This window comes from Pseudomonas phoenicis (genome assembly GCF_047302395.1).
Lineage (GTDB): Bacteria > Pseudomonadota > Gammaproteobacteria > Pseudomonadales > Pseudomonadaceae > Aquipseudomonas.
Genome location: NZ_CP154852.1, coordinates 4,136,630 through 4,150,927 on the forward strand (window position 1 = coordinate 4,136,630; position 14,298 = coordinate 4,150,927).

At 50.9% G+C, this 14,298-nt stretch carries 15 protein-coding genes; 11 read left to right on the forward strand and 4 right to left on the reverse strand.

Annotated features, from left to right (window positions below; all coding sequences use genetic code 11):
* Positions 1-99 precede the first annotated feature (99 nt).
* The 4 genes from AA0Z93_RS18840 (at position 100) to AA0Z93_RS18855 (ending at position 3,427) form a co-directional block, all read left to right on the forward strand.
* On the forward strand, positions 100-1,005 hold the full coding sequence (locus tag AA0Z93_RS18840; protein WP_413047452.1) for a TniB family NTP-binding protein: 906 nt from the start codon (positions 100-102) through the stop codon (positions 1,003-1,005).
* A 1-nt stretch (position 1,006) separates the two neighbouring features.
* Positions 1,007-1,861: a hypothetical protein gene (locus AA0Z93_RS18845; RefSeq protein WP_313739318.1), complete on the forward strand. Its 855-nt coding sequence runs from the start codon at positions 1,007-1,009 to the stop codon at positions 1,859-1,861.
* A gap of 362 nt (positions 1,862-2,223) precedes the next feature.
* Positions 2,224-2,925, forward strand: a complete 702-nt coding sequence (locus tag AA0Z93_RS18850; RefSeq protein ID WP_413047451.1) for a hypothetical protein — start codon at positions 2,224-2,226, stop codon at positions 2,923-2,925.
* A complete protein-coding gene (locus AA0Z93_RS18855) occupies positions 2,915-3,427 on the forward strand; it encodes a hypothetical protein (protein WP_413047450.1) in 513 nt (170 codons plus the stop codon). Before AA0Z93_RS18850 ends, AA0Z93_RS18855 begins: the two co-directional genes overlap by 11 nt.
* A 210-nt stretch (positions 3,428-3,637) precedes the next feature.
* On the opposite strand, the gene AA0Z93_RS18860 is transcribed toward AA0Z93_RS18855, so the two are convergent.
* Positions 3,638-4,093 (reverse strand): transcriptional regulator, encoded by a 456-nt coding sequence (locus AA0Z93_RS18860; RefSeq protein ID WP_313739315.1) that lies wholly within the window; start codon positions 4,091-4,093, stop codon positions 3,638-3,640.
* A 222-nt stretch (positions 4,094-4,315) separates the two neighbouring features.
* Here AA0Z93_RS18860 and AA0Z93_RS18865 point away from each other — a divergent pair, with 222 nt between their 5' ends.
* The 3 genes from AA0Z93_RS18865 to AA0Z93_RS18875 all read left to right on the forward strand — a co-directional run bounded on the left by AA0Z93_RS18865 (position 4,316) and on the right by AA0Z93_RS18875 (position 6,728).
* The gene (locus tag AA0Z93_RS18865; RefSeq protein WP_413047449.1) at positions 4,316-5,047 is read left to right on the forward strand and encodes a metallophosphoesterase; all 732 of its coding nucleotides are present in this window, start codon (positions 4,316-4,318) and stop codon (positions 5,045-5,047) included.
* Positions 5,048-5,529: 482 nt separating this feature from the next.
* On the forward strand, positions 5,530-6,027 hold the full coding sequence (locus tag AA0Z93_RS18870) for a hypothetical protein (protein WP_122250705.1): 498 nt from the start codon (positions 5,530-5,532) through the stop codon (positions 6,025-6,027).
* 59 nt (positions 6,028-6,086) lie between these two features.
* Entirely contained in the window at positions 6,087-6,728 is a 642-nt protein-coding gene (locus tag AA0Z93_RS18875) for an HAD family hydrolase (protein WP_313739312.1), read from the forward strand.
* 151 nt (positions 6,729-6,879) lie between these two features.
* Here the strand turns inward: AA0Z93_RS18875 and AA0Z93_RS18880 are convergent, their stop codons facing one another.
* From AA0Z93_RS18880 to AA0Z93_RS18890, 3 genes are all read right to left on the reverse strand, one after another.
* Positions 6,880-7,605, reverse strand: a complete 726-nt coding sequence (locus tag AA0Z93_RS18880) for a DUF4365 domain-containing protein (RefSeq protein WP_413047448.1) — start codon at positions 7,603-7,605, stop codon at positions 6,880-6,882.
* 108 nt (positions 7,606-7,713) lie between these two features.
* Positions 7,714-8,571 (reverse strand): hypothetical protein, encoded by an 858-nt coding sequence (locus AA0Z93_RS18885; RefSeq protein WP_413047447.1) that lies wholly within the window; start codon positions 8,569-8,571, stop codon positions 7,714-7,716.
* An 82-nt stretch (positions 8,572-8,653) separates the two neighbouring features.
* Positions 8,654-10,471 (reverse strand): hypothetical protein, encoded by a 1,818-nt coding sequence (locus tag AA0Z93_RS18890; RefSeq protein WP_413047446.1) that lies wholly within the window; start codon positions 10,469-10,471, stop codon positions 8,654-8,656.
* Between the two features lie 308 nt (positions 10,472-10,779).
* Here AA0Z93_RS18890 and AA0Z93_RS18895 point away from each other — a divergent pair, with 308 nt between their 5' ends.
* From AA0Z93_RS18895 to AA0Z93_RS18910, 4 genes are all read left to right on the forward strand, one after another.
* Positions 10,780-11,367, forward strand: a complete 588-nt coding sequence (locus AA0Z93_RS18895; protein WP_413047445.1) for a hypothetical protein — start codon at positions 10,780-10,782, stop codon at positions 11,365-11,367.
* Between the two features lie 211 nt (positions 11,368-11,578).
* Positions 11,579-11,977 (forward strand): hypothetical protein, encoded by a 399-nt coding sequence (locus tag AA0Z93_RS18900; protein ID WP_313739307.1) that lies wholly within the window; start codon positions 11,579-11,581, stop codon positions 11,975-11,977.
* Positions 11,978-12,009: 32 nt separating this feature from the next.
* Complete coding sequence (locus tag AA0Z93_RS18905) at positions 12,010-12,378, forward strand: histone-like nucleoid-structuring protein, MvaT/MvaU family (protein ID WP_313739306.1); 369 nt, start codon at positions 12,010-12,012, stop codon at positions 12,376-12,378.
* A gap of 109 nt (positions 12,379-12,487) precedes the next feature.
* Positions 12,488-13,930, forward strand: a complete 1,443-nt coding sequence (locus AA0Z93_RS18910; RefSeq protein WP_413047444.1) for a hypothetical protein — start codon at positions 12,488-12,490, stop codon at positions 13,928-13,930.
* Positions 13,931-14,298: the final 368 nt, after the last annotated feature.

Below are 14,298 nucleotides of genomic sequence, written 5' to 3' on the forward strand. Positions count from 1 at the left end.
GTCAGGGCTACGAAAGCAGGTACTGCAGCGGAAGACTAGGAACTCGAGTAATGCCCGCAAGAGATAGGGATGCATGCGCTCATATCTGAGCGGTTCTAAATGATTGACTACTCTCACGTACACCCCGCATCTCGGATCCACTTCAATCAGCCTGATGATGTTCGCTTGATTACATGCTCCGACGATTTTTGGGTGCATCATCCTAGTGCCGAAAAAATCATCATGCGGATGGAGATGGCAATGAAGATGCGTAACAAAATTAACGCACCCAGCATGCTTGTGACAGCCCCTGGAGGTGGAGGTAAGACAGCGTTGATTAACGAGATGAAAGTTAGAAACGCTACAAACCCAAACAAGATGATTTTTGTAACCATGCACCAAAGCCCTAATGGCTACTCACTGAAGGATCTGATTCTGACCGAACTAGGGCTTGGGGTCGGTCGAAGGGCGCGGCAAGGTCATAACATCACCCCTGAACTTCAATACTTAATCAGAATAGGAAATATTCGTGCGATTGTGATTGACGAAATTCATGATGCACTGACTTTGACCGAACTCCAGCAGCGTATCAACCTTTCTTTGTTGAAAAATCTGTCAGGTTCTACCTACGGGCTTTCAGTGTTTGCGTTCGGCGTGCCGGCTGCCGCGCGTGTACTGCGGCAGGATCCTCAGCTGGAACGTCGATATCCGGTGGTGGCTCTCAATGGTTGGGAAAATGGCCCAGAGTTTAGAAATTTTGTGTCCACGTACATCCGCCACCTGCCATTGAAAAATAAAACGAATTTCCAAGATCAGGCGCTGTTCCTCAAGATCATGAACAAAGGGCAGGGGATCACCGATAACGTCGTTAAAATCCTGCAGGCATCGGCGATGGCTAGCATTATTGATGGTACTGAGCACATCAACCATCGTCACCTTGATAACATTGAAGAAATCATGGGGAACTTCAACTATGCACTGCGCGGTGCAGAGATTCCATCTGAAGAGGAAGAGGCTTACGCATGAAATGAAATGTGATCTGTCACTCCGTAAACGACGTGAGATCGCCCGCGCAGTACTGGAAGGCCTTCATGGCTTCCAGTACTGCTGGCCTGAACGTACCGAGATTTACAGCGTGCTTGACTCCATGGCGGAGGCAAAGGAGACAAAATTTGTAATGTTAAGTGGTCAGGCAGGCGCAGGAATTAGTTCAATCCTAGAGGCGTTCGCTTCGAAATATCATGATCAGGTGATTGTCGTTAGGCCGCGTGTTTACTCAGAACGGCTTAACATGATCGGTCTAGTCATGCATGCCATATTTCCTTTCAGTGAGTTTCGTAACCATAAGCGTGTTCCGGATAGCCTGATTGCTTTTCGGAAGGGCGCTCGAAAAATCATGGTTTTTGATGATCTGGACATCATTACCAATCAAAACAACATGCATGAGGTAGCTTTCGATCAGCTCTCGCAGCTGGTTGGGTTTCCAGGCTACTTTACAGTCATTATTTCTACTAGGTGCAAAAAACTGCTGAGAGAATATTTCGCGATCAAGCGTACACCCACAACGCTCATCCCGGTATCCGGGCTTGTACCAGCGTCCTGTACGCAGGACGTAATCAACTCATTCTTCGAATGCTGCAATCGACAATATCGAACTAATGTTCATCCCTCCTGCATGGCCCGCCTTGGAGCACCAGAGGCGGACATGCCAATCGACCGTATCGTCTTCGAATGTGAGTCTGTGTATTGCGCTGAGCTTCTAAATATATTCCCACGGGTCAGCGAGGAGGAAAGACAAGCTGAGGGTAAGCGATGCTTATCAATCTCGCAGGAAAGGGTATCTCAAATTCGTCACGCGGCTGAATGCTGTGTGTTCAGCTGAAACTTGGCACTGATTAATCACTTAGAAGCAATACCATGAAGTCAAAAAAAAATTCCGTTCCACAACCTTTACCTGACGAAACCCTTTCCTCATGGATGTGGAGGGTCAATTCGACCGCAACTATACCGTTCATATCTCATGAACGATTCAGTTCATCAGAGGGAGAAATTAAGGAGCGAGATGAGCGAGGACTTTGGGGCGAGGGGTTTGCAGACCGCGACGTATTGTCTGAAAATAGGTTAATTGAACCACTCATGAGGATCTTCGGTATATCTCCCGAGTGGTTGACTAAGCGATTTCCGGAGTTCAGTCAACTCACCATACCAACACAGTTTCGACGAGCATTCTGCTCGGAATGCTTGATGGAATCTTTTCAGCATGTAGGCATTCCGGTCAGCAAAGTGCAGTGGTGCTATCTCGCCAAGCCGATGTGCGAGCTGCACGGTATCCCACTTCATGACTCAACAAGGCTTTTCATAGAGCACGACGATTACTCGGTACAAGCGCTTGTCTCTTACTTAGATGACCCAAAATTCAAAGAAACTCAGGATCATGTGCGAAGCGCTGGGAGGTTAACACTTAGCCTTGCCTTTAAAGCACAAAAGCATTTCCAAAAGCTGATAAAGCGAGCGCACAAGTCAGGTGATGGCCTGAAGGTGCAAATGTTTATGATTACTCTAATGCGTACGATGATGATGCCTGCCTACCACCATGCGTATCCAAATATCGCGCTCCACAATTGGGGCGGGACTAATCCTTATATGGGACTTGGGATTCATGCTGATTTCTTTCTGGAAATCTACAGAAGCACTTGCCTGGCAAGGATCTACGCGCTTTATTTCAGTGCAATCGCTTTGGGCTGGATTAGCAGTAAACAAGCCTTCACCACTATTCGAGAGTGTTATTTCGCCCCGTGGCGTGTCGATCAAGTATGGTGCAGGCTAGATAATTATCCCGGCATTCTCAGATTAGTGGCTCTAGAGCTCAAGAGTTATCAAACTCAGTACCTTAGTCTCGCCGACCTAGATAGCCCTGCATTGAATAGAATGAGCTATGATGAATAAAATCGCTACGCTTTGCTGGGTGCCTGGCTGCACCGTGCATAATCCTGGCAGCTATTCACGCTATCATTTTATTGTAGTATTACAGGTGGACGTCGTTTCTTGGACGATCTTGACTTACACTATCAGGTCTGATGAAGGGGTTGGAAGTCAATTCGCACCAGCATTGATCGATATGAGACACCCCAATCGTTTCTGGTTATGGCAGGCGGACAAAGTGAACTTGGCGGCGAAGGCGACTTGGGTCATCCCGAAGATGCGGCCTACTCGGTTCGACTATGACGTTCTCGGCCCTTGGCGTATTGTTGGAAAGCTGCCTCCTGCGAAGCTGTCACACCTGACCAAAAGCCTCATGAAAGGTTTCTACGATCTGAACGCCCTGCATCTCGCGCACTTCTACAGGCCTACAGCCACTACCAACACCCTATTGCTTCAACGGATTGAGGGCGCTATTCAATACGCCAACTCTGTTGCCAGTCGTCCTACTGCGCCGCCGCACATCTGATTCCAAAGCACAGCAGCGACTTACAAAGCTGACCAATACTCGGGCGGCTTTCACTGAATAAAGCTCAGATTGCCATGTAGGTGGTGGCGCTCTAGTTCCCGTCAGTCAGCAACCTGCCGTCGACAAATGCCAGCATGGCAAAACCTCAAGCAGGCCTCACTGAGGTGAGGACTCGGTCGCGCCTCATGCTGTTGGGTTATGCCAGCACTCTTAGCCCATCTTCTTCAGATGGCTGCTAACCGCCTGGCGAGAGACACCCAAACGCCTAGCCACCTCGGCCTGGCTCAGACCTTGGGCGATGAGTGCTTTGACTTGCGCCCGCAACTCTTCTGAGGCAGTAGCTACCGGATGGGATGTCTTAGGGGGTAGGGAAGGGACTTCGCATTCCAGTAGGCCAGTACTGGTGAGGTTGTCCAGGAGATTGGCAACTACCTGCTTCGGCGTCTGGTTCCGCTCGGCGGCGTAAGCCAAAACCAGCAGGGAAAGGGGCTCTACGCCAAGGGCATGCGCAATGTCATGGCTGACGTCGATCGTCACTGAACGCTCACCGGTTTCTAGCCGGCTGATGTAAGAGCGATCGGCTGCCTGGCCCAACGCGTCCTGAGTCGACTCGCGGCGCATGCGCAGGAATTTCAGAGCAGAGCCGTAGGCATTACGAAGCGACATAACCGTTCCCGTTCAAACGGAACGATATGCTGAATTTGCCATGTCATACGCAAGTGTCTATAGTCACGCTGGTTGACGCAAGGTTGCTGTTTGCCCGCGAGCCCCTCTGGCAAGCGGCTTCTATCAATATATGCTTAAACCGAATTTTAGCTTTGGAGTGCAGCGAATCGGGTCTCCACCCGGTAAGCCGCGCCCTAGTGATCAGGCCAAACCACCAGCCCCATGAAAGTCCTTATCTACTCAGATCTGCACAACGAGTTCGACCGCTTCATCCCGCCAGGGCTGCCGGCGGATTTGGTGATCCTCGCTGGCGACATCGACATCCAAGCGCGCGGTGTTTTGTGGGCAAACGAGACCTTCCAATGCCCAGTGATCTACTGCGCTGGGAATCATGAGATCTACAAAGGCCACCTCGACCGGACATTGGAAAAGATGAAAGCTGCTGCAGCTCCTCACGTCCATGTGATGGAGAACGAGTCATGGATATTCCGCGGGGTGAGGTTCCTGGTCGCAACTGCGTGGACTGATTTTTCGAGCACGGGCGACGTTGTCGCTGCATCGATGACCTGCGCTAGGCAGATGAATGATTTTCGGATGATCAGAGCCGACTCGAACTACCGCAGGCTGCGGCCGGCCGACCTGGTGGCCAAAAATGAGGCCACCAGGTCGTTTCTAAGTCAGGTGTTGGCTGAGCCATTCGACGGGAAGACCTTCGTTGTCACCCATCACTGTCCAGTACCGGAGGTCGCCAGAGATGAACATGAGGGTCATCTCAGCGCTGCCTATTACAACAGGTGGCATGGCTTAGTCGAGCAAGTGGATTACTGGGCGTTCGGCCACACGCATCATTCGGTGGATACGATGCTGGGTGGGTGTAGGTTGCTTTCTAATCAGCGCGGTTATCCCGGTGAAGACTGCGGATTCGAACCAAGAAAATTAATTGAAATCGGTTGAGGGATGGTTAGTAGCGTGAGTGCTTGTGAATTGTTCGATCTTCCACTGCAGGTCGCCCAGGCAACCCGGATTGATTGGGGAGTTACGATTGACGCGTATCTGGTGGACGCAGCGCGGGTGGGCGATCGCCTAACGGCGTTGGTCTATTGCGACCTGTCGGGAGTGAGTACCGATGGCATGACCGTAGTTACCCCTGCGGTCTCTCCCGTGAGCCATATCAGCGGTTATACCCTCGTGCGTAGCCGGACTGGCAGCGATCACTATGTGATTGTTTCTGAGCTGTTGGAGGGCGCGTAGGAGGAGGCTGACACCCTTTAGGCTTCCTTCCTCGCAGAGTAGTTAATCACGCCTGCTGTCTGACAAGACTCAGCCAAAAATGGCGATTGATCCACTAAACCCAGCCTGTTGAGCACGCCTGCACGTGACACCAAGCCTCATCTGCGCACTAATAAAAGTTAGTGTTCTAGTACTTAAGGAAAGGTATGTCTGATCTGAAGAAAATGACACTAACCGTCAAAAACTACAACCTAAAAGCAAGTGGAGATCTTGATGCACTTTATAATCAAGTTCGTTGCGAAGATAGCGAAGGTAAAACCTTTCACTTTAATGAAGTTGTGATGCTCGGGTATCTAAAGAGGCATGGGGCAATGGTGACTGATACGCCGGTCACTTGGTATTACAAACACCTCGGCAAGAAAGCGATTGTGCTGATTGCGTTTGAAAAGGCAAATGGCAAGGTCGAGTATGATCTTGACCATATGCGGCAGGTTGCTAAGTCGAGCATCTTGAAGGGCAGCGTGTTCGCGCTAGCAGCGATTCCTGCGGGAGTAATCATCGCCACTGCGACGTACGGTTTGGGGCTGCTGGTGATCCCTGTGGGTTTTTTCTACGCTTACAGAAGCATCTTCAAAATCCCGGGTATGCTGCGTCGTACAACGCTCGTGAATGACCTAGCCAACCACGGGGTGGTTGTACAATAGCTGTAGCCGGGCGATCGCCTAGCGTGGGTTGAGATTTCCGTGTCGGTGACGGGTACCACATGATAGCAGCAGTGATTTTTGATCTCTTCGGTACGCTCCTTGACGTCCGGAACCGGCAGAACCCCTACAGGCAATTGCTTCGTATTGGAGCACAGCAGGGCCGGGCGGCATCCCCGAATGACCTGCGCATTGTCATGGCTCTCAATGGTGGGATTAGAGAGGCCGCTGAGGCATTTGGAATACATCTCTCTCCAGCTCAGATGGCCGACCTGGGATCGATGCTTGCGCGGGAGCTCGAATCCATCTGTCTGATTGATGACGCCATGCCTGCCATTGGGCTGCTGCAGGAACATGGGGTGAAAGTCGCGGTGTGCTCAAACCTCGCTGGGCCGTATTGCTCAAAAGCCCGGAGCCTGCTCCCAGGTCTTGATGCCTATGCACTCAGTGCTGAGCTTGGCCTCCTAAAACCCGATCCTGGGATCTACCGCAGCACCTGCACAATGCTCGGCGTCCTTCCGGGGCAGGTGGTGGGATCGAACTCCTCGCAAGTTCTGATGATAGGGGATTCAAGGCGGTGTGACGAGCAAGGGCCACGTTGCTTTGGGATTCTGGGGCATCATCTGGATCGCACTGGGGGAGGGGGCATTAGGGATTTGATTTCATTTGCTGAGGCAATCATAGAAAATGCGTCTGACTCTTAAAAACCTTCAGGGCTAGCTTTAGAGATTAGTCTCTCTCCACCGCCTAGCAATCCTGTTTGAAACACTGGTACCTTGCCTAATGCCCGGTCGGGCGAGGAGGGAGCGAACCCTTCCTGCATACCCGTTTCCTGCGGTGCTTAGGCAGGCAGGTTCACATTCCATTAAGTCCGCGGCTATAGCTCACACTTACGTTGTTTTCAACCCGCCTAACGTTCTTCTGCATCATTGCGACTTCCCCACGAGTTAGAATTCCGCATCGCCATGGGAAGTGGAGGGCTAATTCATCAAACAATTTTGCCTCATATTCAAATTGGTTAACAAGACCTTCGACGTGGTACAGCTGCTCCGCATCTATCGCAAAATCATTTTGATCTTTTATTGTTGCATACAGAGCGCGCATATTTTTTAGAATCTGCCCGATTTCTTTTGATGTGGCTGGGGAAACCAACGCTTGTAGTTTTGCTCCGCATGCCGGCGTTAACTCGTCAGCTTGTAAATCGATGATTATTGCTTGAGATTTTCCGCCGTTTTCGTAGCATTCTGTCGCCGTGACAGGCTTCCAATAGACCTTTTCCTTGCTCAGATCGACACACACAACAATTATGGGAAGACAAAATTTCTTCCAATACTGAATGTGATTACCTTTCACATAGATTTTTTTCGAACTGGCTTTAGAGATGGAGTTGAATGTTTTTACCTGAACCTTGATTACATCAGAGGTTGAAATACCAGCGCTATCAAGGATTTCGATTTCACCATCTACGCCTATATCTATATCTAACATGCGATATGGCCATTGCAGTAACTTCGAGAATTGGTATGCTGCAAGATATTCCCCTGCGTTACCGTTCACCGAGCGTTTTTTATATTCTTTCAAGCCTATAAATCCTATTCTTGAATATTACGTAAGTGCACTGAGTGTCGATAAGGCCACCGAAGAGGCGTCGCGACTGCGGCAGCAGTAAGGCGGGCCTGATTTGGTTGATTAAACCTTCAGCCCCATCTGGAAGAGCGCGGCTTCTACCGATCGGAGATCCGGGAAATTGACGGGCCGACTGGCCTTGGCAAAAGCAGCACCTAACAGCCAATTGGCCCTCACGTTCCACATATAATGCTCTGCGGGATTGCTTCTCAGCGTGGTGAAGACGGCTTTGTCTGGGTTCCTAAAAGGCGCCATTTTTCCGTTCCCAGGCAAGCAACCGAATCTCAGCAACGGTGGCAAGCCGTTCACCGACTTCCTCAGGTCGACTACCCACCAGCGGTGTACCAGCCAGGCCAAAGCAGCTGCGACACGACTGTCGTAAATGATGAAATCATCGATCAACAGGGAGTAGACCTTGGTCATCCCAGAGTTGAAGCGCAGGCCGGCGATCGTTGTGGTGTCATCCCCTCGCGAGTGATCGAGCTCAACGCCCCGGAGCACGGTGTGTAACGCAAGATGATTCTGAAGCAACCAGGGTTTGTTCCCTTTGCTTGTATAGACGCCTCCCCAATGAAATATCGCAGCCACTACACCTGCGAGCTCAAGCGGGTTGGCCGTGCCTCCGCTGTAAGCCTTACGGAGCTCACGCTGTAGCGTTGCTAGAACAGCAGCGTTTGTGGCCAGGTTGCTGTTGCGCAGCAGCGGAGGTACGACAGGATGTCGATATAGGAATCCTGGAGCCGATATTGGAAGTGGAGCTTTAGCTCTGGGTGGCCATTGGTACGCGCTCAATGCATGGTGGAGATGAACATAAGACGCAGTGCCAGGGGCTGAAAAATGGATAGGCGCGCCGTTGAGTCGGCTTGCTAGCCAATCTGCGAAATCGCTGACCTGTCCGGCGAGGTATTGAGTTTGGTTCATACGCAAAACAGTTCTCGCAGGCAAAGAATTTAAGGCTGATGCTGCCGATTGGGCGGTAATGAGCGACTCTAAACCTGCCCGGTCATTCCTGGCAGATCACACATCCGAAAGCACCGACCTCGGTACAGGCAGCAAAAAAGGACGACAGCAACCAATAAAGCTGGACGAAGTAGGGGCTGGCGGTGTGGCCCGCCGCAATATCCCTGAAGGCCTGCTCAACAGCCGCTTTGCTCAGCGATGAGGTTACGATGGCGACTCGCTTAAAGGTGTGAGGGGCGTTCCTGCAGAACTCGACCGCAGTTATGGATTCAGCCGGAGTGCCCCTACACGTGCGGTGAATACGAGTCCTCGTCCGGTTGTTCGTGTACATCCGGTTCCATCGAGCGAATTTCTTGGTCATGGCCGGAGCGGGCAAATTAAGATTGCCCAAGTTTTTGATGGCCTGGCCGACAGAAACGTGGAATGCGCTAGCTCCGAGAGTCAAGTCGCCGTGTTTAGCATGGTAGAAGGTGATTCGCGGAGAGGCTGCATCCGTTCGAAAACCGATGAAATCGGCCCATTCATCACCGAGGTCATCACAGACCATGACATTGTCCTCCGGGGCGATAGTGGACAGTACCGCGCCAAACGTGGAGTCAGGGTCGAACGTATGATGGGCAGCGGTGAAGGCGCCTTTTTCATCCGTGATAGTTGCCAGCTCTGCATTGCCGAAGAGATAGCCCAAGAACTGAGAGCCACCGTTTACCAAGGTATCGTCTTGGTAGAGATTGCCGTCCAGATAGGCAAAGCGAGGCTGGTCGAACAGGACGATGAATATGTCCTCTTTGTCGATGAATTGCTTAAGCAGCACGCGATCTTCGTCCGTCCCGAGCGCTAGCTGGGCATTTTCTACGTAGACATCGGCGAGCAGAGGCAGCGCCAGGCGTTTCAACGCGATACGCGTTTTGTTGATCGCGACCTCGCCCACTTCGATGCCTGCCGCAATCTGGGACACGAGCAATTTTCCAGCGGCATTTTTGGCAACGCGCAGAACATCTGTCAGCTCTGCGAGTATCAATTCGACCTCAGCCTTAGGCAGCTCTCGATAGCCCACTCCGTCACGCCTAACCAAGCGGATGATTTTTTCGTCAAAGATGGCCTGTCCGAGGATGGCTGTATCAACGGCGAACTGAGTAGGGTTGGCGGTCAGATCCGATAGCTCAAGCGGTCGCGCGAAAGCGGCGAGGAACGAAGAGGACGATGGTCTGCCGGGGCGAGGGTGCAGGCGGTCGATGATGTTGCAGGCATAATCCACCAGCTCCAGGTAGCCAGCCCGATCAGCCCGAAGCGAGATCCGCCCGGTTCGTGGTGTCGTTGAGAAGTGTTCGTCCGCTTCCGTGAAACTGTAACCCAGTGGAGCAAACCGAGCCGAGGAGGCCATGCCTACGTTGTTTTGAAGGTTCTCGCCCTCAAGTGTCTTACTGCGCAACGCAAAGCGAGACAGCGTCATGTGTCGGAGTCGTACCCGGGCAAATACAGATTCTTTGCTGGTGAGTCCACGATCAACGTCCTGGGCGCCGATACGCTGCAGGTGCCGTCTGGCGAATTCAGCAGGAACATCGATTTGAGATTTGAAGATGGCGACGTAATCACGGTGTTCGACGATCAGCAGGTATCCAGTTACCCGGTCTACCACATCGTCAGCGCCAGGCAGGAAAGCGGGCTTCTTGTCGAATTGAAAGGACAGAGCAGACCAGGTTGATGCCCCCTGGGCTTGCCGTATGAAAGAGAAGAGGTTGTTCGAGGGGGAGGTTTGGGCCCCTCTTATCGCCCGGAACATGGCTGTGATCGCGACAGCTGTGATCGGCGCCTTTAGGCGATAGAAGTAGCAGGATTTGCTGGCTTGCAGTTCGTCAATCATGTCCGTGTCCCTGCGACGGGTTTGAACCGTGAAGTCCGTGAGATTCGCACGGTAGCCTAGTGCCATTAGTACTGTCTACATCCGCTGCGACACCAACTCCTACATAAGGAATAGAGAGGTATCTGGCACTTGCCACCCTCCCTCTTGCTGCCGAGCTTCGTTGGTGCGGGGAGGAAAATTGAGGCGGAGGCACTCGTCGTGCACAGGGGATCGCAGTACGGAAGGACTCAAGGTTGACTGTCAGTCATCACGAGGTGCTTCTCAACAATTGCTGACCCCATCTTCTAACCGCAAGGTCGAGATGATTTGTGAGCGACTTGCCCCTGGTGCGCAAAGCCAGCAACTGCCTGGCAAGGGGGAACAGATTGGTTGCCCACCAGCTTCCTGCAGGTTCTGCAGTTACGCTACGGACTGTCTTTGAGTTGCGAGCCCGACGTCTGATTGCGCTGAGGGCCGAGGGCAAGATTGCTTGGCTTCAAGATACTGGAGCCAAGGTGCGCCTTTTGGAGTTCGTCGAACATGTACTGCTGCCGAGCGGGGTAGATTGGGCGAGCCCTGTCGATCCCGTTTCAGACGATTTCCTTTCAGGGATACTGAGATGGGCCTGGCAAGATACTGAACTCAAGTCAGATGTACGTGTGGCATTCAGGCTGGACAACGCGCAGGATCCTGACTCCGTCAAACCCATATTCTTCGGCATCATTCGGCAGTGGGTACGTGGCGCAACGTTCGCTAAAATCGCTCAATCAACGCAGATGGAAGTTGATGAGATCCTGGGGATCCAAACTCGGGCGATCACCTATGTTCAGGACATCGCCGCATCGGGCTACGTCAACGGCTCCCCATTCACCACAGCTTTTAACGTGGATATCAACACTGAGTACGGTGTGAACTAGTCACCTGAAGAGCTCACCGATTTGGCCAATGCCAGGACGATTGGGGATCTGTCTAAGGAAGACTATTTGCAAGAGCTGAAGCGTTGTGGGTTGCTCAGGAATGACTTTAGCCTAGCAGACAACGCAGACCGGCTCTCCACGGAGCTCGCCTGATACCGTGCCACGGTGAGCCATGGCATAATGATGGCCGATCAATCACAAGGATGTTTCCATGAATTTCCTGAGGCTACCGGCAGTGAGATGGCTGCTTGTTCTCCCTGCTGCAGTGCTCGCTGCTCTGGTTGTGGTTTTCCTGATTCGGCTGGTTAATGGGATCTGGGCAAGCGGAGATCCGAATAAGCTGACCCTGTTTGGATCTTTCGGCGAAGCCTTCGTGAACGGTATGGGATGCGCTGTTTTAATCTGGGTTGCTGCCTGGATGGCTCCCAAGGGCAAACTCATCATCAGCGTAATCTTGGCTACATTGCTTGGACTGGCTTATATTGGCGGTGGCATCTTTTCCGCATACAACTCCCAGTACCTAATGATTATCGTCTGTCTTGGCGGCTTGCTGGGTGTCGGATCTGCTGTTTATAGCATCAATGAAGATCCGCCTGATTTCGGCTCTTGAATTTTATTAAGCACTAATTTCTGAGGTGTTACATGTCCCGTCTTGCTGAATTCCGTCAACTCGAAAAACATCTGGCTGAGCAACTGGCAGCCCTCGAAGCAATGAAAGGTGACGAAGGCCTGAAGAAAGAGGTTGAGTTCGAAACCAAGCTGCGCGCCTTGCTCGCTGAATACAGCTACAGCCTGCGCAACGTCATCGCCATCCTTAACCCCCAGGCATCCACTCGCCGCGCTCCTGCTGCCACCGAATCCAAGGCAGGCTCCCGCAAGCCACGCCAGGTCAAAATCTACAAGAACCCGCACAGCGGTGAAGTCGTCGAAACCAAAGGCGGCAACCACAAGATTCTGAAAGAGTGGAAAACAGAGTACGGCAGCGATGAAGTTGAGTCCTGGTTGGCTTAGTAAGACTGCTTGAGTACAAATGAAGGCCCCAGTGGGGCCTTTTTGCTATGTAGCACCTGAATCTATGTCCGCCGATTTGAAATCCCTTACTCATTGAGACTGACAGATCATGAAGAAAACAGAAGATAGTGAGAAGATAAAGGCCCCGCCTGGATTTGACCGTTTCCTCCGGCTAGGGATGCTAATAGAGAGTGACACCAAAACGCTGATGGTTAGGCTGCTGCACTTAATTCGCGGAAATGGGATCTACAAAATGATTCCGTCACGCGAAAACCGTGAGAACTATCAAGAATTCATCTCCGCCGTGCATGATGGCTGGAAGCTAGCACAAAAACTCATAGTAATAGAAGTCTGTAAAAACCTCTCCGAGATATCATCGCTCGAAGCGCAGAAAAGTGACTTCCATATAAGAAAGGACTCAGTCGAGAAATCCAAAACAATTGAGAAAATAAAAAAGCTAAGCCTTGAAAACAACCTGCTTCGCAGGTTTGTCGACTCTATTGTTTGGCATATGCTTTTTGATGAGCAATCAACAATTAGGCGATTGCCCATGAACAAACATGGAGATAATCTCTCTATAAAAAATATTGAAGATATCCAAGAGGTCATAGACCAATATAACGAATGCCCTATGACCATAGCCATCATGGCGGATCTTACTACATTCGTTCATCATGGAGACATCGCACTTAGAAATAGTCAAGGAACATCGTTCGTTGAGGTTAAAAGCGGCAGCAAAAGCAAGGTATTGCTTGATGTCATGGAGTACTCAGAAGGACTTGGCTGTAAATTGGCAGAAACAATCCTCACCAAGGATTTTACTAGATCTGAAAAGCAGCAGTACAAGCGAACTAAAAATCAGGCTGATCGAGCGAAGAACCTGTCATCAACACTGAAGACGAATGAGGGGTACGATCAATTAACTGGCAGAAAAGTAAAGATTACGGAAACCAAGTGCGATATAAAATACTACAATAAGGAACTCTTGGATTGCCGAAAGAGGCTGGAAGAGAATGGTACATATGCAATAAGCGTCATTGATTCATGCCTTTACATTGGAATGTACAAAAAGCCGGAGTTCGCATATGTTGGGTTTAGCTCATGGATGAGCATGTTGAGGTGCAGCAACCCAATATACAACCTAACAGATAGTTTTTTTGATGCGCTCGCTAGGCCTTTACCATCCCTCAATATGCCGACTGAATTTATTGAGGAGATAATAAACGGGAAGATCATTGTGATGGGATGCCTCAACACAAGGGGCTTTTTTGAATTATCACGAAGACTGTATCCGAGCATGATTACCTTGGCGCGACCTCCCCAAAACGCTGATATAGGAGCGATGCATGTTGACGGGAAAGCCATGGCAATGGCTATGAGCGACCAGGGAATTCAAGGATATCTAGGGGATGGACTAATGAATCGTATGAGATTTGATCTTCAGAGTCCGAGGAGTATTTTGGAGAATCAGTACGCAACGACCAACAAATATTACTATATTCCAGTGCATCACCAGGCATCGGATGACCTTGCGGAGGAATCCATTGGCTAGCTGAGGATCTTATAGATCCACCCCAAGTTGGCCAACCCGGCAGTGCTGGCAGTATGATATTGGCTTGAGTGCAAATGGGCTTCGCAGAGCTTTTTTCAACTGATGTACAAATGAGGTAATCATGGAACGACATCTCTACAGATTCAGGACAGCAGACCGTCTATTTGGAAAGGACAGCACTAACAGTGAGCCCGCTGTACCTGGCGAGCTGGAAATGCTGGAGATTTACTTTGCCCCTCCCGAACAGTTGAATGACCCACTGGAGGGATACCGTGAGGTCTATTGGTCAGGCGACAGAATCGTCTGGATAAATCTATTTCGACATTAGTTGTTGGTATTGGCATTTCGTAGTTGGCAACTTAATGACG